This is a genomic window from Microcoleus sp. PH2017_12_PCY_D_A (assembly GCF_020738565.1).
Lineage (GTDB): Bacteria > Cyanobacteriota > Cyanobacteriia > Cyanobacteriales > Microcoleaceae > Microcoleus.
Genome location: NZ_JAEQCI010000069.1, coordinates 29,996 through 52,663, shown reverse-complemented (window position 1 = coordinate 52,663; position 22,668 = coordinate 29,996). Strand labels below are relative to the sequence as shown.

22 protein-coding genes and 1 pseudogene are annotated in these 22,668 nt (G+C 45.9%); 14 read left to right on the top strand and 9 right to left on the bottom strand.

Translation table 11 applies throughout. The features are described from left to right. Positions 1–103: 103 nt before the first annotated feature. Positions 104–238 carry a hypothetical protein gene (locus JGK39_RS20470; protein WP_293247401.1) on the top strand — a complete coding sequence of 45 codons (135 nt, stop codon included), beginning with the start codon at positions 104–106 and terminating at the stop codon, positions 236–238. Positions 239–246: 8 nt separating this feature from the next. Here JGK39_RS20470 and JGK39_RS20465 read toward each other — a convergent pair whose 3' ends face one another. From JGK39_RS20465 to JGK39_RS20450, 4 genes and pseudogenes are all read right to left on the bottom strand, one after another. Continuing rightward, positions 247–516: a transposase gene (locus tag JGK39_RS20465; RefSeq protein WP_293247399.1), complete on the bottom strand. Its 270-nt coding sequence runs from the start codon at positions 514–516 to the stop codon at positions 247–249. A gap of 299 nt (positions 517–815) precedes the next feature. Further along, positions 816–959 (bottom strand): hypothetical protein, encoded by a 144-nt coding sequence (locus JGK39_RS20460; protein WP_293247397.1) that lies wholly within the window; start codon positions 957–959, stop codon positions 816–818. A 264-nt stretch (positions 960–1,223) separates the two neighbouring features. Continuing rightward, entirely contained in the window at positions 1,224–1,496 is a 273-nt protein-coding gene (locus JGK39_RS20455; protein ID WP_293247394.1) for a transposase, read from the bottom strand. Between the two features lie 399 nt (positions 1,497–1,895). Further along, a pseudogene (locus tag JGK39_RS20450) lies at positions 1,896–3,200 on the bottom strand (IS4 family transposase). Positions 3,201–3,968: 768 nt separating this feature from the next. On the opposite strand from JGK39_RS20450, the gene JGK39_RS20445 reads away from it, so the two are divergent. The 3 genes from JGK39_RS20445 to JGK39_RS33675 all read left to right on the top strand — a co-directional run bounded on the left by JGK39_RS20445 (position 3,969) and on the right by JGK39_RS33675 (position 6,225). Beyond that, positions 3,969–4,466 carry a GNAT family N-acetyltransferase gene (locus JGK39_RS20445; protein ID WP_293247389.1) on the top strand — a complete coding sequence of 166 codons (498 nt, stop codon included), beginning with the start codon at positions 3,969–3,971 and terminating at the stop codon, positions 4,464–4,466. Positions 4,467–4,486: 20 nt separating this feature from the next. Then, a complete protein-coding gene (gene cbiE, locus JGK39_RS20440) occupies positions 4,487–5,695 on the top strand; it encodes a precorrin-6y C5,15-methyltransferase (decarboxylating) subunit CbiE (RefSeq protein WP_293247386.1) in 1,209 nt (402 codons plus the stop codon). A gap of 143 nt (positions 5,696–5,838) precedes the next feature. Continuing rightward, on the top strand, positions 5,839–6,225 hold the full coding sequence (locus JGK39_RS33675) for a DUF433 domain-containing protein (protein WP_366048943.1): 387 nt from the start codon (positions 5,839–5,841) through the stop codon (positions 6,223–6,225). A gap of 48 nt (positions 6,226–6,273) precedes the next feature. On the opposite strand, the gene JGK39_RS20430 is transcribed toward JGK39_RS33675, so the two are convergent. The 3 genes from JGK39_RS20430 to JGK39_RS20420 form a co-directional block, all read right to left on the bottom strand. Then, positions 6,274–6,609, bottom strand: a complete 336-nt coding sequence (locus JGK39_RS20430; RefSeq protein WP_293247383.1) for a XisI protein — start codon at positions 6,607–6,609, stop codon at positions 6,274–6,276. Beyond that, entirely contained in the window at positions 6,597–7,016 is a 420-nt protein-coding gene (locus tag JGK39_RS20425; RefSeq protein WP_293247380.1) for a XisH family protein, read from the bottom strand. The genes JGK39_RS20430 and JGK39_RS20425 overlap by 13 nt, the downstream gene beginning before the upstream one ends. Positions 7,017–7,084: 68 nt before the next feature. After that, positions 7,085–10,495 (bottom strand): DNA methyltransferase, encoded by a 3,411-nt coding sequence (locus JGK39_RS20420; RefSeq protein ID WP_293247377.1) that lies wholly within the window; start codon positions 10,493–10,495, stop codon positions 7,085–7,087. Positions 10,496–10,957: 462 nt separating this feature from the next. Here JGK39_RS20420 and JGK39_RS20415 point away from each other — a divergent pair, with 462 nt between their 5' ends. Next, positions 10,958–11,197, top strand: a complete 240-nt coding sequence (locus tag JGK39_RS20415; protein ID WP_366048942.1) for a type II toxin-antitoxin system HicB family antitoxin — start codon at positions 10,958–10,960, stop codon at positions 11,195–11,197. A gap of 53 nt (positions 11,198–11,250) precedes the next feature. Then, positions 11,251–11,412: a type II toxin-antitoxin system HicA family toxin gene (locus JGK39_RS20410; RefSeq protein ID WP_293247374.1), complete on the top strand. Its 162-nt coding sequence runs from the start codon at positions 11,251–11,253 to the stop codon at positions 11,410–11,412. 105 nt (positions 11,413–11,517) lie between these two features. On the opposite strand, the gene cphA is transcribed toward JGK39_RS20410, so the two are convergent. Continuing rightward, a complete protein-coding gene (gene cphA, locus JGK39_RS20405; protein ID WP_293247371.1) occupies positions 11,518–14,241 on the bottom strand; it encodes a cyanophycin synthetase in 2,724 nt (907 codons plus the stop codon). Positions 14,242–14,714: 473 nt separating this feature from the next. Further along, a complete protein-coding gene (locus JGK39_RS20400; RefSeq protein ID WP_293247368.1) occupies positions 14,715–15,608 on the bottom strand; it encodes a cyanophycinase in 894 nt (297 codons plus the stop codon). Positions 15,609–15,929: 321 nt separating this feature from the next. On the opposite strand from JGK39_RS20400, the gene trmD reads away from it, so the two are divergent. The 8 genes from trmD (at position 15,930) to JGK39_RS20360 (ending at position 22,566) form a co-directional block, all read left to right on the top strand. Further along, positions 15,930–16,604, top strand: coding sequence for a tRNA (guanosine(37)-N1)-methyltransferase TrmD (gene trmD / locus JGK39_RS20395; RefSeq protein ID WP_293247365.1), 675 nt, complete (start codon positions 15,930–15,932; stop codon positions 16,602–16,604). Between the two features lie 59 nt (positions 16,605–16,663). Further along, positions 16,664–17,875 carry a DUF1517 domain-containing protein gene (locus tag JGK39_RS20390; RefSeq protein ID WP_293247362.1) on the top strand — a complete coding sequence of 404 codons (1,212 nt, stop codon included), beginning with the start codon at positions 16,664–16,666 and terminating at the stop codon, positions 17,873–17,875. A gap of 228 nt (positions 17,876–18,103) precedes the next feature. Further along, a complete protein-coding gene (locus JGK39_RS20385; RefSeq protein ID WP_293247359.1) occupies positions 18,104–18,670 on the top strand; it encodes a zeta toxin family protein in 567 nt (188 codons plus the stop codon). Between the two features lies 1 nt (position 18,671). Beyond that, on the top strand, positions 18,672–18,851 hold the full coding sequence (locus JGK39_RS20380; RefSeq protein ID WP_293247356.1) for a hypothetical protein: 180 nt from the start codon (positions 18,672–18,674) through the stop codon (positions 18,849–18,851). A gap of 264 nt (positions 18,852–19,115) precedes the next feature. Further along, positions 19,116–19,595, top strand: coding sequence for a 2-C-methyl-D-erythritol 2,4-cyclodiphosphate synthase (gene ispF / locus JGK39_RS20375; protein WP_293247353.1), 480 nt, complete (start codon positions 19,116–19,118; stop codon positions 19,593–19,595). A gap of 68 nt (positions 19,596–19,663) precedes the next feature. Then, entirely contained in the window at positions 19,664–20,218 is a 555-nt protein-coding gene (locus JGK39_RS20370) for a hypothetical protein (RefSeq protein ID WP_293247350.1), read from the top strand. Then, complete coding sequence (locus tag JGK39_RS20365) at positions 20,190–20,762, top strand: PIN domain-containing protein (protein WP_293247347.1); 573 nt, start codon at positions 20,190–20,192, stop codon at positions 20,760–20,762. Before JGK39_RS20370 ends, JGK39_RS20365 begins: the two co-directional genes overlap by 29 nt. Positions 20,763–20,790: 28 nt before the next feature. Continuing rightward, the gene (locus tag JGK39_RS20360) at positions 20,791–22,566 is read left to right on the top strand and encodes an ABC transporter substrate-binding protein (RefSeq protein WP_293247344.1); all 1,776 of its coding nucleotides are present in this window, start codon (positions 20,791–20,793) and stop codon (positions 22,564–22,566) included. Positions 22,567–22,668: the final 102 nt, after the last annotated feature.

The window sequence follows — 22,668 nt, the reverse complement described above, 5'->3', positions numbered from 1 at the left end:
GATGCTCTTCAATATGATTTAGTATGTCGCTCATGTTTCTGTGTTAAGAAAGCTTTGTGATGTCATTTTACCATGAATGTTACTATTTTGGAGATGTCTAGTAGTGACATTGGTTGAAACAATTTACTCCACAGGAGTTACACTCAATAAATTAGCTATGGCAGAAATTGAAACCCAGATTAATCGCCTCCCCAATCTTCAAAAATGGTTTGTGGAAATTTTCGCCAAACCCACATAATTATTGGATCATTTTTTTTGTGGATGTCTCAAATTAATTTTGCCCGCCGCAACCGTTGTAGTATTTGAGTTACAAAGGTCATCCAAACGGGTTTTGACTTGCCCCAACAGGTTGGCGATTGCTCCTTCTGATATCTTGAGTCCAAAGACAGAGGCAAATATGGACGATAGCCGTTCGTAACTGATGGCATGAGTGTAACGCAGATATGTGACTAAGCTTTGAATTGAAGTGCCTTCCCGGTGAACCTGGTTCCATTCCCAATGGTACAGGAGCAACATACTTGGTCTGACAGCAGGCACACTGACCACCATAACGTTCGATGCGGGTGATAATGGGGCGAATTGGAGGTAGTTCGATTTTTTCGTAGACGGATTGCAATTTTTGTGTGGCGGCGGTGACTTTTTCTCCACACTGGGGGCAATTTTTGACTTGGGCGATGATTGTTTGGTCGGGATGAGGATGTAGTTCTCTGCCCCCTCCTGCTCTTCCTAGGCTTTTTTGTCTTTTGCTCCCCTCAATTTTTGAGGGCTTAATGTTGGGCTTGAATCCTTTGGAGGGTGGAGTGCTGGAATTCTTGCTAGTTTTTTTGGGAGATGGGTCTGATGCAAGGTTCGTAGGTGGCTAATCCTGCGCTGAGTTTTTGGATTTCTTGCCATAGCTCCACTATCAAGGCTTCTTTTGCCTCGTTCGATAGTTGTTTTAAGTCGGGGAGTTTTTCCATTCCTTTATCTAATGTCTATCTCCTCTTCTTGTCAAGGGGGTTGAGCAATTACCAATTTTTTAGCAATAATTTGACAGTTGCAGTCGGGACGATTTTTAGAATAACACTTTCGCAGTTTAGCTTGGGGATCTCGATTAATGTATTGCGCGATCTTTCGTGCTAAACTTTGGTTTTATTCAGCTTCAAGCTGTTCAATATAAGCGTCAACACTGCCCAAACATGGGTGGTAAAATTGGCTGGGTTCTAGAGAACCCATTTGACATCTTAGGAAGGGTCTGCAAGCCTCTTAATCATTAGCCTGATGAAGCAGAGGTTGAGTTTGGCAGTGGCATTAGCCAGGGTTCGTTTAAAGTTCTTAACCAGAATTTTACAACGCTCCATCCAAGCGTTGGAGCGCTCGATCACCCATCTGGCTACTGCCGGAACAAATCCACATTTTCCTTGTGCTGCTTTCTCTTGTTTTGAGGGTTTCGGAGAAAGTTGAAACTGGATTTTGGTCATGAGCTCCGGGTAAATCCGCTCTAACTCCTGAGTCAAATATTCTGGGTGATACCCGTAATCTAGCAGGATGGTGATAAGAGGGAATATCGCGCTTGTTTTGACTTGAAGTAGTCGATGTAGAGAGTAAACATCTCAATTAATCCGGCATCATCCGAGAGATTGGTGCGAGTGTAGTGCGAAAAGAAGGGAAACCCAAGGGTGTCAATAGCTAGATGCCTTTTAATGCCGTTGGTGGCTTTGTAGAAACAAAAACATGCGCGACTCCATACTGGCATTGCAGGTATTTTTCACCGCTTGGGAGTCAATGACGATCGACGTCGAAAGCGTGCGGTTTTTTTTTACTTGTTCACCCACTTGTCCATGTAAGACACTCATCAGTTTCTCGGATACCCCAGCGGCTCGCATTGGTGACAAGTTAAGACTGTAAGTCTTTTGTCAAGAGGCTTTTAGAGAATTGTTGAAAACAAACTGGTCAGACCCTCGTTGAAGCTCCGGAAAAGGAGCCACAATTAGCTTTGTGTTTGGTTTTCGTTTCTGTTTGACAATACCTAAATCTCGATTTTTGGGGTCAGGAAAATACTTAACTGGGTCTGTTGCCTTACCTTTTTGATGAGCCATAGTAAAATGATAAAGACCCCGATAAATCATTTCTAAGGAAATCTCATCAAAGGGCACAGAAAGTTCATCCGCTACGGCATCACCTAAATCTACTAACACAGCATAAAATAACCAAGCTGACCAAATTTGTAATTTAATTCTATTGATTAAAACAGTCCATAAATAACTTAAAATAAACAGTGTTTTTACTGTATTAAAAGCTTCTTCTATTCGCCAACGACGCCGATATAAATCCGCAACTACATAAGGTGGCAAAACTTGAGGCTCTAGGACACTTGTTAAATAAGAATGCCAGGTTTTTCCTGATCTAACTTCAATTAAACGTAACGTGATAAACGGAGTCTTTTTTGTGCCATAACCTAGACGTATTTTCCGGTCTCGCAGTTCATAAATATCTGTAAATACCTGTTCTATTTGAATCGCTGCTCCTTTCTTTATTCTGGTAATAAATTTAATTTTATTGCCGATTAATTTATGCCAGAGATTAAAATGATAAAATCCTCTTTCCAGTAATAGTAAAGTATTTTCTGTAACTAAATTTAGGATATCTTCTTCCGCTAAGCGTATCAGAAGCTTTGGGGTTTTCTTCAAACCAAATCTCAACAGGTAATCTGGTTATTAAATCAATGATTGGAATTATTTTTCCGGCTAATTTTCCTTTTGGAACTGATTCTAAGCTTTGTAGTTTTCTCTCATAGGGCCTCCAATATTGAGCCATCTATTATCCAAATCTTCTCAATTTTTGATAAGGTAAATTGAATACTTTCTGGCAAGGGACGTTTATTTCTACTATGCCAAGCTGTTCTGAGACTTGGCAATAAATCTTTAAATACTTTTTCAAATAACTCCGCAGGAAATGTCAAAAATCGTTGTGATACCGCCTTAGGGACTCACTTTTGTGGGATTACACCAGAGAAAACCGTCACGCGGCTAAGATTCGGGTCAGTTCTCTCACCCCTGCTACGTCTCGCCGAGCGTAACGTTAATACCGCAGCCATCATCAACGGTAAATTCAACCCTCCGCTCTCGGAGTCCTAATTTTCGGTAGTAATTTTCTTGATTTGTAATCGCGGGTGTCAGCAATTTTTCCAGTTGAAGGGCAATTACTTCATCTTCTACCATTGGTCTGTGTTTTTTTTTCGCGTGGTCGAGCAGGGTTTTTCGGCTGCTGGTCATGGCTGCTCACAATCCCTCAATTGCTTGTCTATTCTAAGTTTCCCACGCTCCCAGACCAATGCAAATACTACCCTTGACAATTTCCTTTTTTCCTTAACTTGTCACCAATGCCCTGAAGCGACGTCGGTACTCCCGATTTTTAGCTTAGTGGTTTGACCCACAATTAAAGGCTCTACTTCCCAAGAATTGTAGTTAAGGCAAGGGGATCGTCATGTATACCTAGAAATACTCTCAACTCCCATACCGTAATACCTATGAATCCGAATAACAGGACGATCGCACTTACGCACCCGATGCCGATAAATTCCTTCTGTTTGTTATTCATATTTAATATTGGTTTTTTCTTATCTATAACTTTATGAACCAGTGCGCCCAGCGCTCTAGCTTTGTATGCCACCGAGAAAAGTGGCACAGAGATAAATAAAATTCTACTAATTTTTTTTAAAGAACGGGAATCCGGCCCTAAAGTATCTCTAAATAAATTTGTAATCTCCCTGTATACAAGATACTATTCACTCTTGAAACTATCTGCGTTAATCATTGGTTATCTGCATTCAATCTGCGGTTGACATATTTATAAAATTCAAAACCTTATGCAATAAGTATTGTAAAGTTTAATCGCTAAGTATAACATTACGGTCAGCCAAGGGTAATATAATAGATGCACAAAAACATCTAGTAATGTAGGTAAGTTATCCTAAAAAAATAACCGACATGATACTTAAAACTCAGAGATTGGTTTTGAAACAGATTTTGGAGAGCGACCTCAACACGCTCCACAGAATTTTCACTGATTCGTATGTCAGGAGATATCTGTGTGACGGCGAAATCTGGTCGCTGCAACAAGTAGAAGAAATGCTTGCGGAGAATCAAAAGCTGTTTGCCGAAAATAAATTTGGTCTTTGGTCGATCGAGACAAACACCGATCGCGAAATCATTGGATTTGTGGGTTTGTGGTATTTTTTTGAGGAAGAACAGCCCCAGCTAGTTTACGTATTGCTGCCAACTGCAACGAAAAAAGGCTACGCTACTGAAGCTGCAACTAAAATAATAGAGTATTGTTTTGATGAACTTGGCTTTGAGTATGTTGTCGCAAGCTGCGATCGCCCAAACATTGAGTCGCAGAAAGTAGCAGCCAGACTCGGCATGAGGCAAGTAGAAGAAAGGATTGTTAATGAAAATCCCATATTATTCTTTAGAATCGATAAGTAGTAATTAGCAGTCAGGGCGCAATGCAGAAATGGCTTTCGGTGGTGGGGATTGGCGAAGACGGACTTTCGGGATTGAGTTCGATCGCCCTTTCGTTACTCGATCGATCTAAAATCGTTGTCGGCGGCGCGCGCCACCTCGCAATGCTACCAACCGACGACACCCGCGAAAAATTGGTTTGGGCTTCACCGCTACAAACAACAGTTGACAGCATCATCAGCCGTCGCGGAGAGTCTGTTTGCGTGCTCGCAAGCGGCGATCCGATGTGTCACGGGATTGGTGTCACGCTGTCGCGCCGGATTCCGATCGCAGAAATGACTGTAATTCCCGCAGCATCGGCTTTTAGTCTGGCTTGCGCGCGTTTGGGCTGGGCGCTGGCGGATGTTGAGACTTTCAGTTTAACAAATCGCCCGATCGCCTCGATCGCACTTTCTCTGTATCCAGGAGCCCGTTTGCTGGTGTTGAGTGCCGATCGACACACGCCGGAAAAGGTTGCCCAATTGTTGGCACAGCGGGGGTTTGGCAGCAGTTTGATGACCGTGTTCGAGCGGATGGGAGGGGACGCGGAACGGCGGATCGAGGGGGTTGCAGCAGCTTGGAATGCGGCGGATTTAGCCGATTTGAATGCGATCGCCATTGCAGTTGCAGCCGATCGCGAAACTCTGCTGCTTTCCCGTACTGCGGGCTTACCGGATGCAGCCTATCGCCACGACGGACTGTTGACTAAACGGGAGGTTCGAGCCGTTACGCTGTCTGCGTTAGCGCCGATTCCGGGTGAGTTGCTTTGGGATGTGGGCGCGGGCTGCGGTTCGATCGCGATCGAGTGGATGCGGAGTCATCGCAGTTGTCGGGCGATCGCGATCGAGCGCCATCCAACTAGACTGGAATATATTGCTGAAAATGCCTCTAATTTGGGTGTTCCCGAACTCAAAATCGTGGCGGGAGACGCACCGGAAGCTTTGGCAAATTTGCCGCAACCGGATGCTATTTTCATCGGCGGCGGTGTCACCGCAGAAGGTTTGCTGGAAGCTTGTTGGAATGCTTTAGGTGAAGGTGGCAGATTAGTTGTGAATGCGGTGACGGTTGAGAGTGAATTAAAAGTTTTGCAATGGCATTCTTTGCACGGCGGAGAATTAATTAGAATTGGGATTCAGCGTGTTGGTGCGATCGGTTCTTTTCTCGGTTGGAAACCGCTAGCACCGATTACTCAGTGGGCGGTGGTTAAGGGGTAATCAATTCTGATTGGATCGGAATGATTTAACCGCAGAGTACGCAGAGAACACAGAGGAAGAGATGAGAGAGATGAATCATTATAGGTGTCTTCTGTCCACTATGCTAATATGAAGATTAGTTTACATTTTTTGATGAGGTCATTATGACCAGTTCGCTGTCTCCTACAAGCCTTTCTCGCTATGTCACCCGCAATCCTGAAGTTTTGCAGGGGGAACCGATTATTGCAGACACTCAAGTTACTGTACGGGATATTGTGGTGTTTTGGAAATCGGGAATAAAGCCTGAAGAAATCCCACAGAAGTTACTTCAACTGGTTACGCCTGCTCAAGTGTTTGATGCGATTAGCTTTTATCTGGATAATCAGCCAGAAATTGACGGTCGGATTGCTTGGTATGAGGCGCGTCCGATGTTGAATATTTCACCTCTTTTGAGATGTAATCCGTTGCTGAACGAAGTCACGAAATATGTTGAAGTATATCGCCGCGATCGAAATGCCGATATCGATTTTCCTGAGTCTGAAGCCGTATGACTCAATATATTCTCGATACCGACCATATCACACTGCTGCAACACTTTCCTATGCAACTCCAAATCCTGTATACTCTCGCGCATAGGGAGGCTGAACTCCTAACACGATCTCTTCTTTCGCAATCCCCATTTGTACTAATTCATCAGCAAAACTTCGATCCGTTTGATTACGCTGAATCCAAATTTTTCCATCCTTGATATCTAAGTGAATGAAGCAGTTATAAATACGGTGATGTTCATTCCATCCTAAATCGATAACCAGATAGCGATCGCGTTCTTTGTCAAAAACAAATTCTACTTCTATCTGACCATTAACCGGCGGGTCTTCACCCGATTCGATCAGCAACTTTTCGATGCACTGGCGATAATAATCTAGTCGATCCATTTGACTATTTCCTCCCGTACTGGGTTGTATACAATAATTTTAACTTGATGTCGTTTGACTGATACTTTGGGTAATTCGCGTTGGAAGAACGATTCGTAAGAGGCAAGTGGAACTGCTAAATATAAAGTACGCTCTGGATCGAGTTCTTCTAAGACTAATCGATAATTCAAAAATTGTCCCAAGGCTGTATGAAAATCAGATAATGCAGAATCGTTCAAAAAACTCTTAATTTCGACTGCGATTTTCTCTCCTGCTTTTTCTGCACCCAAGAGTTTTTCTGCTCCCAAGTCAATCTCCACGCGCTCGTTTTTTGCATACTCAAGCTTCAATGGATCGTGAGTAACCGTCCATTTTTCTTTTTCAAGACCCCGCTTTACCGAATCATGAAATTTATCTTTAGCTGCCATACTTTCAGAGTCTCAAAAATATACATATTCATTTTGCCCGATAAGCTCATGATAACAATCGCAACGCTCTAAACTTCTGCGAGATGCCAGAAAGTCATCCCACCTTCATTATGACTGAGCAAAATCCCCAAATCTTCGAGGCTTTCCAGACAGTCGAGAATGACTTTTTGTTTGCGATTGGCGCCTTTGAAATGGGCGGTGACTTGGGTAGCTGTCCATTCGCCGCTTTGGGTGCCCAACAAGTCGCGGATAGCGGAAAGTTGCTCTTTGAGGGTTTTGGGAAAGGGTTGTTGTTCGGTGGGAACTGACGGGGTTTCGGTTTCGGTGGTGATACCTTCAAGAGTTGGTTGTACGTAGGTTTCGCCGGGATTTTGGTAGTCTGGACGCAGCCAGCGAATGTGTCCGTTGCGTTCTTCTGCGGCGCGTTGGGCGTTGAGGGTGACGAGGTTTTCGAGGATTTGGTCGTCGGTGAGGGTGGTTTCCCAACCGTAGGCTGCAAATACGGCGCGATCGAGTTCGTCGTGGATTTGTTTGAGGGTGGAGACTAGGGCTTTTTGGTTGAAGGCTTTGTCTTTGTCGTTGAGGGGTTCGCCTTTGCGGAGTTTTTCCAGGAGGTTGTACATTCCGGTGATGGTGACTTCCGGGTGAGTGGTTTGGACTCGTTTGCGGTGGCGATCGAGGCGTTCTCCGAGTTCTCGGATGGTTTGTTTTTGGGTGTCGGTTGAGTCTGGGAAGGGGAAGGGGTCGAAGCAAACAGTATTGTTGTATCGAGGTGTATTTCCTCCTAAATCTCCACCTGCTGCTAATGCCCAAATGACATGAATTTTACTGGAAAGAACGCCTAGATAATACATATCATCCAGGAAAATAACAATAATTTCGCTTTCTGGCCAGACATTTTTTGAGCGAAATGTAAAACATCTATGTTTAGCTGTTCTAGGTGTAAGAATATATCCATCTAGACCTTGAATACCATCACGCATAATTGCATTCGAGCGTCGATAACGCCACCATTCACGACGCAATCTTAAATCATTATTGATCTCGCGTACTGGCTTAACATTTTCTATCAACCACTGATAATTTTTAGGATACTTTATCTCTAACTCCTGTTCTGATAGATGATTAACATCTATTACATATCGTTCCTTTGGACTTTTTGCCAAGTCTTCTCCTTTTAAAAATGGATGAATAATCTCTGTTTCAAGTATTTTAATATTTTCCGGAGACACTAGAAATCCCATACCACCTAACTCAAATCCTTTAGAAGTGAGATTAGCATTACTTTTGAGTGAATGTGCTTTCGTTACATCAATGCCAGTTTTAAGATTACTAAAAATTAGATCGATAGCTTTGAATGTCAATTTATCCCGCTCGGCTTTATCTTCAGGATTATCACCTTCACCATCGTTAATTAAACAACCAAACATGGGTAATTTTGCAGTTTTCTTATAATCATTGAGTTCTACTCCTGTCATGGCGACCGTAACAGCGGCTCCTCCATCAGCCCAAGGGTGATCGGGGATTGCAAAAATCAACCGGATTGGATTCTTCTGACTTAAATGGAAATCGATAACTTTTCGCTGTCTAACTTGGCGAATGGTATTTGTAGATATAAATCCAAATTTTTCGATATTCTTTGAACGTGTGAGTTCCGCTGCCTTGTGCCACCAATACATTACAAAATCCACAGTATCCGGCACATCTTTATAGACTTTTCGCAGCGCTTCTGCATATCCATCGCCCAATCGATCGCGCATTCTCGCATTCCCAATAAACGGCGGATTGGACACAATATAATCCGCCTCCGGCCACACAGCCGCCCTCGGATTCAAATACCGATAAATCGTTACTTGGTGTGTCGGATCGGGAATATCTTCCCCCGTCACCGGACTTTTTATCATCCGTCCACCCCAGCGAGTCCGCACCTTCCCCGACGCATCCACATCGGGTTCTATTCCGTCATAGGCCAACACCGCATCCCGGCATTCAATATTCTTGTACTCTCGCAACACGGGTTCGATCGGCGGCAGATCCCCAAACCGCCGAAAATGCCACTGCAAATACCCGATCCAAATTACCAAATCCGCGATCGCCGCCGCCCTCGGATTAATCTCAATTCCCAAAAACTGACTCGGATTCACCTGATTGATATCCAACCGCAACTGCGCCGCACCTGTCACATCCTCCAAACGCCGCAACACCTCCGACTCCAATCCCTTCAACAAATCCAAAGTCACGTACAAAAAATTCCCCGATCCGCAGGCCGGATCGAGAATTTTCACCTGTTGTAACTGAGTCAGAAATGCCTCTAAAAGCGCGATCGCCTTTTTCCTTTGATTTGCAGTCGGTTCCGATTCTCCCGCGTTGAGCAACTGTTTAACCTCCGCTTGTACCGCAATCCAGCGATCGCCCAAAGGCTCCATCACCACAGGTTTTACCAACCGTTCCACATACGATCGCGGCGTATAATGCGCCCCCAACTTACTTCTTTCCCGCGCATCCAGCGCCCTCTCCAACAACGTCCCAAAAATCGCCGGTTCCACATTGCACCAATCCCGCTTCGCCGCCTGCAACAACACCTCCAACTGCGCTTTAGTTAAATCAAACGCCCCAGAATCCGCAAACAATCCGCCATTAAACCGCAACAACTTGCCGTGAAAACCAAAACTCGTCCCCTGATTCATCGCCACCCACAGCGCCTCTACCTCCGGTTTAAACATTTTCGGATTAGCAATCCATCGCGTTTCTAGCGCCTGAGTAAACAGATGTTCCTTCAGCAATCCCACATCTTCAACAAACATAGTAAAAATACAGCGCATCAAAAATTGGGCGACTTGTTGCGAATCTACTTTCGCCTCCATTCCCTTCGCCAACTGGGCCAAATCTGCCGCCACTTCCCGCGTCACCCGCGCCGCAATCTTCTCCGGGTTGCGCTGCTGCGGATTGCTGAAAATATCGACAAATAAATCAAAAACATCAGCCTTTTGCAACTCTGTCAGCGCAATTTCTCGCCGCGCCCCGTAGCCGCCGTAATCGCCGCTAAAACCCATCCACAATTCAAAATGGTCGCCAATATCGCAAGTTAACAAAAACGGCGGTTTGTTGCTGAGAGTTCGAGTATAGGCAACTGCCTGGACAAACGCTTTTTCCATCTCTCGCAAATAGGTATTGGTTCCCCGCTTTGCAGTTCCTTTTTTGCTCGTGGTTCCGCCCTGTTTTGCCTCTATTAAAAAATGCTCGGCTTTATGAAAATCAACAAATCCCGGAGTCACTTTCCCGCTGGGGTGAAAAATTTTGACATCTTTATCAAAGCAGTAGGGATCGTTGGGAATTCTGCCTTTATCCATTGGGCGATCGACCGCCAGCGCATCGCACATTTCCACAAAAAATAGCTGGTAGTTTGCGCGTTCGTTACCGCTCGAACCTGCCCAGCGCGTGATGAATGTTTCGACTCTGGTGCGATCGGCTTCATTCATGCTTTAATCCTGCTGCTTGCTTTTTCCTTATTTTATAATTAGATCGGTTTGGATTGGCGATTTATCTTGCGATTTTGCTTGATAGCAACCGCCAAGGCGGTTAGGACGCTTTACTATTGATAAGCTGTTGGGTATTTAAATTGGAGGTTCGGGGCGGGCTAGAAGCCCACCCCACAAGATATTAGACAAGATTGCAAAAATAACTAGGACGGGCTCTCCGGTCACTTCCCAAAAAAACATTTTTCTTGTGGAACAGGCCGGAGAGCCTGTTCCAAGATTGGATTAAAAGGACTTTTGCAATCTTGTCTATTGATTGTTTCTTGACTACAGTTTAAATAGATAACAGCTTATTTGCTATAATATGTTTGACGATATTCCTAGATACAGGCGGAGTCAAAAACCCGGCTTCTGCCTTAAAGTCGATCGTTCACAACGAAGATTTTGCGTAGCCACCGGGTTTTTATGGCTTTATTGCTTGAAAAATACCTCAATAAATGTATGAAAATTAGAGCGATCGTACATCCCGCAGAAGAAGGTGGCTATTGGGCAGAAGTTCCAGCGCTTCCCGGCTGCATTACCGAAGGAGACACGATAGAAGAAGTAATAATTAATTTAAAAGATGCTATGGTCGGTTGGCTCGAAGTTGCTAATAGTCGTGAAGCAATTGCCTCCACAGATAGAGTTGTGGAAATTGCTGTATGAAATCTATTTAGGGCAAGCGACTTTGCAAAATAGTAGAGCATAAAGGTTGGGTTTTGAAAAGAGTTACCGGCAGTCATCATATCTATGAAAACCCGGAACTAGAACAAATTTTGTCAATTCCTGTTCACCGAAATCAAGATTTGAAAGTTGGAACCTTGAGAGCCTTAATGAAAATAGCTCAGCTATCTGAGGAAGATTTACAAAGTTTTTCTTAAGTATAGCAGGTTTCATAAAAATCAGGAATTACGTAATTTCTCAAACAAATAGGTTGGGTTTAACAGAATTAAACCCAACCTATTAATTCAATCAGACTTAAAAATTTAGCCTTGGTTAACCACCGAAGTTTTAAAACTGTCCCGCGACTCGGAAATGCGATCGACAATAGCAGCATTTACCGCAGATTCCTTAATCGGTTTCCGGGCTTCAATTAAACTCAGAGCTTTGGTGACACCTTCGGGTAAAATCACCACCAAACTGCCAGCCGGTGCCTCGTCTAAAGCCTTGTTAACAGCAATTGTCTCGTCGAGAATCAACTCGTATTGAACTTTAGATTTGTCTGGAGTGCGTGCAGCAATAGCCTCCGCAATTCCCTGACAAATTAACTTAGCCACCACACCGGGCTCTCGGCCGCGCCTGTCAAGGTCTTCTTTGACAATAATCCGATCGAACATATCGGCAGAAAGTTTGCCCAAGGTGACAAAATCTTCATCTCGTCTATCCCCCGGCGCACCAACTACCCCGATCCGCATTCCCTGCCAATTCTGCACGAAACTGCCCAAAGCTTTGTAGCTGTGGGGGTTGTGGGCGTAATCGAGCAAAGCGTGATAGCTGCCCAAATTAAACAAGTTCATCCGTCCGGGAGTTTGACCGACAGATGCTTGGAAGCTTGACAAAGCCGATCGAATATCCTCTATTTTCACTCCTTGAGCAAAGGCCGCCAAACAAGCCGCTAAAGCATTGGCAATCATAAACGGCGCCCGCCCGCCCATCGTCAGCGGCACGTTCACAGCCTGCTCGATTCTCAGCGTCCAATCGCCTTTGAGGATCGACAAATACCCATTTTCGTAAATCGCAGCCAGCCCGCCCGCAGCGGTGTGTTTGGCAACCAATTCGTTGTCCGGGTTCATTGAAAAATATGCAATTTGAGCCTTGACACGCTGCGCCATTTGTGATACTAGCGGGTCGTCTGCATTCAAAACTGCATAGCCTTTGGGCATTACCGACTCGACGAGGACGCTCTTGAGTTTGGCTAGTTGTTCCACGGTGTCGATGTCGCCAATTCCCAAGTGATCGGCTGCGACGTTCAAGACGACGCCGACATCGCACTGATCGAAGCCCAAGCCCGATCGCAAAATGCCACCTCTAGCCGTTTCCAGCACCGCCACTTCCACCGTCGGATCCGACAAAATTAAATGAGCGCTCTGGGGCCCGGTATTATCTCCGCTTTCGACCAAATATTCGCCGATGTAAGTGCCGTCGGTAGTTGTGTAGCCAGTAATTTGACCAGTCTGCTTGACAATGTGGGCCAGCAAGCGAGTAGTTGTTGTTTTGCCGTTAGTTCCCGTTACCGCTAAAATCGGCACTCGGCTGGGTTGAGGCGAGGGGAACAGCATATCGAAGACTGCGCCGGCGACGTTGCGGGGCAAACCCTGACTCGGGGCGACGTGCATTCTGAAACCCGGTGCTGCGTTGACTTCGACGATGACTCCGTTCGTATCGCGCAGGGGTTGGGAAATGTCGTCTGTTACTACGTCAATGCCGGCGATGTCCAAGCCGATGATTTTGGCGACTCGGGAAAACAGCCAGACGTTTTCTGGGTGGATTTCGTCGGTGCGATCGACTGCAATGCCACCGGTGCTCAAGTTTGCTGTCGCGCGCAAGAATACTCTTTTGCCAGCCGGCAATACCGAGTCCATCGCGTAGCCTTGTTTTTGCAGCAAATCGAGGGTCAATTTGTCGATCGTGATCCGGGTGAGCACGTTGTCGTGTCCGTCTCCCCGCTGCGGGTCGCGGTTTACTTCTTCAACGAGCTGTTCTACTGTAGACTTGCCATCTCCCACAACGTTAGCGGGGACTCGTTCGGCTACTGCTACGACTTGTCCGTTGACTACCAATACTCTGTGGTCGCGGCCGGTGTAATAGCGCTCGACAATCACGCTTTTGGTTTTTGATGCCCCGCTGGCTAAGTCGTAGGCTTCTTCTGCTACTTCCCAGGAGTTGATGTCGATCGTAATTCCGCGGCCGTGGTTGCCGTCTAGCGGTTTGAGGACGATCGGATAACCGCCCACATCTTCGATCGCCCCTTCGAGTTCGTCCAAATAATTAATCACCGTCCCTCTCGGCACCGGCACGCCAGCAGCACCGAGGATATTTTTGGTACCTTCCTTATCGCAGGCCAGTTCTACCCCCAAAACTCCCGTGCGGTTGCTCAGAGTTGCCTGAATCCGCTTTTGGTGAACTCCGTAACCGAGCTGAATCATAAACCGGGCGCTCAACGGTATCCAGGGAATCCCCCGCGCTTCTGCTTCCTTGATCAGTGTTTCGGTACTCGGGCCCAGGGCAGCGGACAAAGCAAACTCTCTGAGGTCTCTTAAATCTTGGACTAATTCTGCCGCTGGATAAGAGCCCGTATCGGCAATGCTCTGGCACATCCGCACGCCCGCTCGCGTGGCGTAGCGACCTGCTTGTTCGTTTTGATACTCGATTACTACTTGGTAAATCCCAGGGGTAGCCGTCTCGCGGGTGCGACCGAACCCGACCGGCATTCCAGCCATTTCCTGAAGTTCTAGGGCTACGTGTTCGATGACGTGTCCCATCATTGTGCCTTCTCTGACCCGTTGCAGGAAGCCTCCCTGATGACCGGGGGAACAGTGATGGTCGTCCAAACTCGGGAGTGCGGCGGTCAACCCTTCGTAGAAGCCAGGAATTTCAGATGTGGTTTTATCTGCCAGCTCCTCTAAATCCAGACGCATGAGGACGAGTTTGTGGCGTCTGATGCTCCAGTAGTTGGGGCCGCGTAACGTCTGGATTTTAAGTATTTTCATGACTTTCAGAGGGGTATGGGTCGCTAAATCTTATAGGTAATTGCAGCATTTATTCAATTTGGAGCTAGATTGCTCGATCGACTGTTCGCTGTGAACAGTTTTGCATTGAATTTCCAGTTATGGGCGCCAGTCGATTTTAGATTTTAGATTTTAGATTTTAGATTTACTTTCACAGATCGACCTGGGAGCTTGAACTTGGGTCTAAAATCTTGGTATCTCCACACTGATAGCGTCGGGGACACGGTACCCGTTTTTGGACTGGTCAGTGTTGAAAATTAATGCTGGCACGATCGGCTAGAAACAAGTGCAGGTCAAGGGCAGGCAGAAACTAAAAGGCAGAAGGTAGAATTTTTTGTGATTCTGCCTTCTGGTGTCAGCCCGTGGCTGGTTCGGAATATATCCTTTTGTTTTACCCATTATTCGGCCGGAATGCCGCATAATTTCTGCCCGATCGATGACTCTGACATTCTGCGTTAGTTTGCTGTGCGGCATTCCAAAGGCCAGCCCGACTCGGAACAGGCGGCCGATGGCATTGGTTTGCCTAGGGGCATATTGTAGCAATCTCCGTGACACAAAACGTGCAAGCGCATATTGAACAGACTTAAAGGTTCTGTCGCTGCTACCATTGCCTCGTTGGTATAAAAATTTTCCCTAGAATCAACAATAGTCACCGTGCCTTTACCGAGAACCTTCATAGTATCGTCTCCCTCAAACAAGGCGCAGGTATCTTCGTCAATACCAATAGCGATGCGATCGGGATGGCAAGCCACAGCCGACAGCAAGCGAGCCATGCGGTTGCGGTTGTGAAAATGCTGGTCTACGATGATATCCGGAATAATGTTAAGTCCGTTTGCCATGTCTACCAAAGAGCGGTTTGGTGACGCGCCGCTTCCCCCGCCTGCAATCATGTGATGTCCCATCACCGCAGCACCCGCACTGGTGCCGGCCAGGGTAATCTTACCCGAGAGAGCATATTCGCGAATTTTTTCCATCAGCGGGGTGTCCGCCAGCAGCCCGCAGAGCCGCAGTTGGTCGCCGCCTGTGATGAATACGCCCGTACAGTCTTCTAAATAATCTTTCCAGACGGGGTTTTCGCCTTGTTCGCGTTCGCGGATGTCAATGACTTTGACGGCGCTAACGCCCATTTCGTCAAATATGGTGCGGTAGCGGTTGCTAATTCCTTCGGGATCTCGGGAAGCGCAGGGGACGATCGCCAGCCGAGCGTTTGCACCCCCAGCACGGCAAAAAAAGGTATTCAGAATCTCTCGCCCGTGAACCTTGTCTTCGGCTCCTCCGATGACCATAATCGAGGTTTTCGTGCGCTGGGAAAGATTGTGTTCGAGGGCTTGAGATGTCAACTGCTGCATGGTGTGTCTTCCTCTGTTGGATGTGAAATTCAATTTTGCCGTGGCTGGCGGTAAAATTGGGCTTTTTAAGAGTAAATATTTTTTGGTGCGAGTGAGGTGCAATCGGCGATCGCGCAGTTGTTTGGGGGCGAGTTTACAAAAATCACCGTTCTGAGAACAGATGATTTTTGTACAAAATCGACTCGTAGACAAAGGAAGAGAATTTAACTTGCAAAAATTCTCAGAGATTATAAGAAATTATAAAGAATAAAGCAATTACTGAAAACCGATCGGCCTGTCCGGGTCAAACTAGAGGTGATGTATCCCTAAATTCCAATTATTGTGCGATTTGACGTAGTTACCCTGTTTCCAGAATTTTTCCTGGCTCCCCTAGCATCGGGACTGATGGGCAAAGCCTTAGCTAAAAATATTGCTGAGGTAAATTTTGTGAATCCCCGCCATTTTACCACAGACAAGCACCAGCGAGTCGATGATGAGCCTTACGGAGGCGGAGTGGGGATGCTGATGAAGCCGGAACCAATTTTTGCTGCGGTGGAGTCGCTACCGGTTTTACCGAGGCGGGAGGTGATTTTGCTGACTCCCCAGGGCGAACCGATGCAGCAGCCGATGTTTCGGGAGTTCGCCACCGAGTGCGATCAGTTGGTGTTGATTTGCGGCCATTATGAGGGTGTGGACGATCGAGTTCTGCATTTGGTCACTCGCGAAGTATCTCTGGGCGATTTTGTACTCACCGGCGGCGAAATTCCGGCTTTGGCTTTGATTAATGGGGTTTTGCGATTGCTGCGCGGAACTGTAGCGAAGGAAGATTCGCTGAAATTTGAGAGTTTTGAAGACGGACTTTTGGACTATCCGCAGTACACTAGGCCTGCCGATTTTCGGGGATTGAAGGTGCCCGATGTGTTGCTGTCTGGTAATCACGCAGAAATTGCTCGCTGGCGCAAGGAACAGCAAATTGCCAGAACTCGATCGCGCCGCCCGGATTTGCTAGCGGATTAATTAAGTCTTAGGTGTTGACAGTCTGGGTTTAGCAATAATGTATTTTTGCAGACAAATTTATGCTAAAAAATCAACTTTTGTGCTGTAGTGCGATCGCCTTTTTGCTCGCCGGTGAAGTTACTGTAAATTTAACTCCCACCAGCGGCGGCAAATGGTTAAATGTTAACCGGGAAGCTGTGGCCAGAAGCAGCGGCGGTAGGAGTGGCGGAAGTAGCGGAGGAAGTAGCGGCGGGCGATCGAACTCTTCTACTTCTTCTTCCAGTTCCAGTCGTTCTAGTTCTTCTAGTTCTTCTAGTTCTTCTAGTTCAAATTCCAACCGCCCCAGCAACAGTGGAAACACAGGGGGAAGAGTTCGCAGCGGCTCTTTTGAACAGCCGGCTGCACCCGCACCTAACGCTCCCATTCCGCCACAATCTAACAATAACAGAACCGTAATTATCCAGCAGCGCACCTATAATTCAGGGCCGAGTTATGTAGTTCCTTACAATTCCGGTAACAGCCAGCCAAATACAGGCTCTAATCAACAGCCCGCAGTTAATCCAGCGCCTGTTACCACTGACAACAACTCGGATAGCGCTTCGAGTTCGGAATCTTCCGAGGATGGCAGATGGTTTTGGTTTTGGCTGTTTGTTTCGGTAGCGGGTGTAGCCTTAATAGCTTACTGTATTTACTATTATCGACCCAAATCAAGCAAAAAAATTAAACCTGATATCTTTGCTGTCCGAAAATTGCAAATTGCTATGTTAGCAGAAGCCCGCCAAGTTCAACATCAGCTAACTGAATTAACGTTAAATTCAGATTTAGAAAGTGCGGCAGACCGGGCAGATTTTTTGCAAGAAGCTGTTTTGATTGTTTTGCGATCGCCCGAAAGTTGGACTCACTGTTTCGCGAGTTACCAAACAGTTGCAAATCCCGAAGAAGCGGCGCAAATGTTTAATCAACTCTCGATTCAAGAACGCAGCAAGTTAAGTGTGGAAACTCTGAGTCTTGTTAACGGCGACATCCGCACTCCTCAGTCTGTCAGTGCTGGCAGCGAAGAGCCTGGAGAGTATATTGCAGTCACGTTTTTGATTGGGACAAAGAATGCCAAGCCGCTAGTTGGAGACATTCGCGATGTTGGAAAGTTGAAAGCAGTTTTAGAGGGAATGGCGGCGACTCCTGCTGAGAATTTGCTGGTTTTAGAGGTGATTTGGAGTCCGCAGCAGGAAACGGATAGTTTGACTGGCGATGATTTGTTGGCTTCTTATCCGGATTTGATTCGGGTTGGCTGAGGGCTGAGGGCGATCGTTTGAATTTGCCAATTTTTTGGTATTTTGGGCGATCGCTCTTTTTGTCGATATTGATTGTGATATTATGAGCAAATATAAAATTAATAAAGATTAGGATTTTGCGGACTGAAGTCCTCACTACAAGCCTGCGGACTGAAGTCCTCACTACAAACCTGACGATAAATTTTTTAGCAGAGTTGCGATAGTAAGAAAATATAGAAAATTAAACTTATGCCGAATCTTTACATAATTGGCGGCGCTAACGGTTCCGGAAAAACCACTGCATCAATGAGTTTATTGCCCAACTTTCTGGACTGTTTTGAATATGTCAATGCTGACGCGATTGCGGCTGCACTTTCGCCCTTCAATCCCGAGTCTGTAGCCATTACCGCCGGACGAATCATGCTAGAAAGACTGCAAACCCTATCTAATTCGGGAACAGACTTTGCCTTTGAGACAACTCTAGCAGCCCGCAGCTTTGCGGCTTTTCTCCGAACTTGTAAAACAAAAAATTATACAATTAACTTAATTTACTTTTGGCTGCGATCGCCAGAACTGGCCGTAGCAAGAGTAGCCAGACGGGTAGCTAGCGGCGGTCATTCTATCCCAGAAGATGTCATCCGCCGCCGCTATGACAGAGGACTGCTAAATTTGATTGCTCTGTATTTGCCACTGTGCGACAATTGGATTATCTATGACAACTCTCACGAAACGGCTCAGTTAGTTGCAGAAGGAAGTATCGAGGAAGAACAGATAATCTATAATGTTGAAAACTGGAATCAAATAACTAAAAAATAAAATGAAACAATCAAAACCCAGACAACTTTTATCTACAAAGATTAATGCGGGACTGAAAGCGGCCGTTGCCGCAGCTATAGAAAGACACCGCAAATTAGGTGAATCTATTGCTGTTTGGGAAGATGGGAAAGTAGTAATTTTAACAGCCGATCGCATTCCTCCAATATCGCCTGAAAAGTAAAAAAGGTCGTGAAGCGTAGCTATCCCGTAGGGAATCGCCCAAAAAACTTACTCATCTCCACCCAGACTGTGACATAATACTCTACTGTCTGCTTTTTAGCCACCTAAAATTCACCAGAAAGAATTGGTTTAAAGCCGGAACTCCGATCGCCGTTGAGAAATTAAAATCAGATTATTCATTACTCCAATCCTCGGACTTCTAGGTAGAGGTCGCCCTCAAGCAGTAAACTGTCAACTGTCAACTGTCAACTGTCAACTGAATAAAATGAACATCCGCATCGGTAACGGCTACGACATTCACTGCTTAGTTCCAGAACGCCCCCTCATCCTCGGCGGCGTGCACATTCCCCACGAATTAGGCTTATTAGGACACAGCGACGCAGACGTACTCACCCACGCGATTATGGACGCCATGCTAGGAGCTCTCAGTTTGGGAGATATCGGTCTCTATTTCCCTCCAACTGACCCGAAATGGAAAGGTGCAGACAGTTTAGTGTTGCTGGCACAAGTCAATCAGTTAATATTAGATAAAGGCTGGGAAATTGGCAATATAGATTCGGTTGTGGTGGCCGAACGTCCCAAGCTGAAGCCGCATATTGAGCAAATGCGCGATCGGCTTTCAGGTATCTTACAATTAAAACCAGACCAAGTTGCCATCAAAGCTACTACCAACGAAAAGTTAGGGCCCGTGGGGAGAGAGGAAGGAATTGCAGCCTATGCTGTAGTTTTGCTGGGCAAAAAATAGAACTCTACAATCTCTAATTGACAGTGGAGTCAATTCTTTAATCCAAAATCGCTAGGAAGGCTGAAATCATGGACACTGACAACTGGGAATTACAATTTCCTGTAGACGCGGATGTCATCGCGTTGGATAAGGACGATCGCATAGTCGTGCTAATCGAGGTTAAAATCATTCAAGCTCAAGAAGCAGACGCTAAACAGAAAATTGTCGATCGCGCGATCGATTGGCTGAAAGCTGTGTTAGCTAAGCTATCTGAAAGAAACGCGATCGTTCCCTATGCTATGTTTATTGACGCGGAACAAATCTTGATTTTCAAATGGGATGGTGTGAATTTATCAGAACCTGTTTGCACTCTCAATACTGCTGAAATCTGTCGCTATTATATGCCGACATTTGGCAGTAGATGGATCTTTGAACGTACCATTGAGGGGCTAATTGAATCGTGGCTGCATGACTTAGATTATAACTGGAAATCAGAAAGTCCGCCAGCATCGGAACAGATAGCAGCCATCGGTTTACTGCCGTTACTTGCAGGTGGAACAACAAAATCAGGAGTGGAATTAGGTGGCAATTATATATATCGAGACCAACTTTCTGATGAGTATTGCTACAGGGCGCGAAGCTGAAGCAATCATGTTGCTCAGAGATTTGTCCTCATCAGTTCAGTTAGTCATACCCAGCATTTGTTACAGGTCGGCTTTGTCAGCTTCAGAGGATGAGTTGAAGCGACAAAACTCTTTTAAGGAACAGTTAAGTCGTCAAATTAGCGAAACAAAGCGAGATGTAACATCTGAATATGCTGCATCTCTATTTTTTCACTTAGAAGAGTCATTCCTATACTATGTCGAACGAATAGATGAAATAAAATTTCGCTTGCGGGAAGCGATAAATCTGATGTCAATAAATGCCGAAATGATTGCATTAAATCCAGAGATTGTCCAAGCAAGCTTAAACGAAACTTTGATCGAAAAAGACCCAACAGACAATTTGATTCTACACTGTATCCTGAATCATGCGCGATCGCATTCTACAGAAGCCAAAGTATTTCTCAGCGGTAACGTCAAAGAATTTGGTCTATCGAAAGTTCAAGGTGTTTTGCGAGAAGCCGGGATTACAAAGTATTTCTCTGTCACTAAAAACTTTCTAGGTTGGCTACAATCTCAGTCATAATTGCACGCAGGTGGTACAGTAAATCATTATGAAAATTTTCCCTATTTTACTTTCAAAGCGCCGCTGGTTGGCTGTTTTGCTCGCTACGATCGCAGCCGTCAGTGTCTCAGCTTGCAGTATGGCGCGATCGACTAACTTAGCAAACAGGCTCGTCGTTCCCACCCCCAGCGGCCCCGCCACCTTCAACTACCCGCTAAATCAGTCTGCATACAGCGTGTTTGGCTATATGTACGAGGGATTGCTCAATGAAAACGGCTTGACATCGAAACTAGAACCCGGTTTAGCTGAATCTTGGGAAGTTTCTAAAGATGGCAAAAAGATTGTCTTTACCCTGCGAGAAGGATTGAAATGGTCAGACGGCGAACCGATGACAACTGATGATATTATATTCAGCTATGAAAAGATTTATTTCAATGAAAAAATTCCTAGCGGCTTGAAAGATACTCTGAGAGTTGGCACGAGCCGTCAATTGCCAAAACTCAAAAAAATTGACAGCCGCCGCGTTGAATTTTCAGTGCCAGAACCTTTTGCTCCTTTTATTAGATTTGCTGGGGGAATACCGATTTTACCAGCTCATATTTTGCAGGAAGCTGCCACCCAGACAGAGGCAGACGGCAAGCCTAAATTCCTCTCTGCTTGGGGCACGGATACAGATCCTAAAAAAATTGTCGGTAACGGTCAATACCGAATGCTGAGCTATACTCCCAACCAGCGCGTTGTTTTGGAACGAAATCCGTATTTTTGGCGCAAAGATGCACAGGGTAACAGTCAGCCTTTCATCCAGCAAATTGTTTGGCAAATTATCGAAAATACTGATACTCAACTCCTGAATTTTCGATCGGGCGATTTGGATACTCTGGACGTGCAGCCGGAGGTGTTTCCGCTACTGAAACGGGAGGAAAAACGCGGCAAATATACAGTGTTCAACGGCGGCCCGGATACTGGTAGCGTGTTTATGTGTTTCAATCTGAATAAGGGGCGTAACGCTCAAGATCAGCCCTTTGTAGACCCGGTTAAGTCTCGCTGGTTTTTGAGTAAGGAGTTTCGGCAAGCAATTGCTTACGGCATCAACCGCGAGGCTATGACTAACAATATCTATCGCGGACTTGGCGCGCCCCTGCATTCCCCAATTCCGGCGCAAAGTCCGTTCTACTTGTCTCCAGAACAGGGATTGAAAACTTACAGTTACGATCCGCAAAAATCGAAAGAGTTACTGTTAAGTGCAGGATTCAAGTATAATAGTAACGGCGAATTGTTGGATGCTGAGGGCAACAAAGTGCGGTTTACTTTGTTGATGGCGGCAGGTAAAAAAGTTCGGGAGCAAATGGGAACGCAAATTAAGCAAGATTTGGGCAAACTGGGGATGGAAATTGACACGCAGTTCCTCAGTTTTAACACTTATGTGGAAAAGCTGCGCCTGACTAAAAATTGGGATACTTACCTCGGCGGTTTTACCGGAGGGCTGGAACCGCACAGCGGCTACAATATTTGGTCAGTCAAGGGGACTTTGCACAGTTTCAATCAGGGCCCGCAAGCCGGAGAACCGCCGATTAAGGGTTGGAAAGTTTACGACTGGGAGCAAAAAATTGATGACTTGTATGTGAAGGCGTCCCAGGAGCTTGACGAGGCGAAGCGCAAGGAACTGTATGGGGAGACGCAGCAAATTATAGCGGAACAAGTGCCTTTTATTTATATGGTAAATCCGCTGACTTTTGAGGCGGTGCGCGATCGCATTTCGGGAATTCGCTACAGTGCGATTGGCGGTTCTTTCTGGAATTTGTACGAGCTAAAAATTACCGAATAGGCATTATTGGTTCGTAGTGAGGACTTTAGTCCGCAGAAAGAAGAGGACAGAAGTCCTCACTACAAACAGTTGTTATTGGTTCGTAGTGAGGACTTTAGTCCG

Bases quoted from the DNA above. Each gene is read 5' to 3' on its own strand.
- JGK39_RS33675 (WP_366048943.1), top strand. From the start codon at position 5,839: ATGACCAGTTCGCTGTCTCCTACAAGCCTTTCTCGCTATGTCACCCGC.
- JGK39_RS20415 (WP_366048942.1), top strand. From the start codon at position 10,958: ATGGCTTTATTGCTTGAAAAATACCTCAATAAATGTATGAAAATTAGA.
- JGK39_RS20425 (WP_293247380.1), bottom strand. From the start codon at position 7,016: ATGGCAGCTAAAGATAAATTTCATGATTCGGTAAAGCGGGGTCTTGAA.
- cphA (WP_293247371.1), bottom strand. From the start codon at position 14,241: ATGAAAATACTTAAAATCCAGACGTTACGCGGCCCCAACTACTGGAGC.
- JGK39_RS20460 (WP_293247397.1), bottom strand. From the start codon at position 959: ATGGAAAAACTCCCCGACTTAAAACAACTATCGAACGAGGCAAAAGAA.
- cbiE (WP_293247386.1), top strand. From the start codon at position 4,487: ATGCAGAAATGGCTTTCGGTGGTGGGGATTGGCGAAGACGGACTTTCG.
- JGK39_RS20465 (WP_293247399.1), bottom strand. From the start codon at position 516: ATGTTGCTCCTGTACCATTGGGAATGGAACCAGGTTCACCGGGAAGGC.
- JGK39_RS20360 (WP_293247344.1), top strand. From the start codon at position 20,791: ATGAAAATTTTCCCTATTTTACTTTCAAAGCGCCGCTGGTTGGCTGTT.
- JGK39_RS20365 (WP_293247347.1), top strand. From the start codon at position 20,190: ATGAGTATTGCTACAGGGCGCGAAGCTGAAGCAATCATGTTGCTCAGA.
- JGK39_RS20380 (WP_293247356.1), top strand. From the start codon at position 18,672: ATGAAACAATCAAAACCCAGACAACTTTTATCTACAAAGATTAATGCG.
- JGK39_RS20390 (WP_293247362.1), top strand. From the start codon at position 16,664: ATGCTAAAAAATCAACTTTTGTGCTGTAGTGCGATCGCCTTTTTGCTC.
- JGK39_RS20400 (WP_293247368.1), bottom strand. From the start codon at position 15,608: ATGCAGCAGTTGACATCTCAAGCCCTCGAACACAATCTTTCCCAGCGC.
- JGK39_RS20370 (WP_293247350.1), top strand. From the start codon at position 19,664: ATGGACACTGACAACTGGGAATTACAATTTCCTGTAGACGCGGATGTC.
- JGK39_RS20430 (WP_293247383.1), bottom strand. From the start codon at position 6,609: ATGGATCGACTAGATTATTATCGCCAGTGCATCGAAAAGTTGCTGATC.
- ispF (WP_293247353.1), top strand. From the start codon at position 19,116: ATGAACATCCGCATCGGTAACGGCTACGACATTCACTGCTTAGTTCCA.
- JGK39_RS20420 (WP_293247377.1), bottom strand. From the start codon at position 10,495: ATGAATGAAGCCGATCGCACCAGAGTCGAAACATTCATCACGCGCTGG.
- JGK39_RS20385 (WP_293247359.1), top strand. From the start codon at position 18,104: ATGCCGAATCTTTACATAATTGGCGGCGCTAACGGTTCCGGAAAAACC.
- JGK39_RS20445 (WP_293247389.1), top strand. From the start codon at position 3,969: ATGATACTTAAAACTCAGAGATTGGTTTTGAAACAGATTTTGGAGAGC.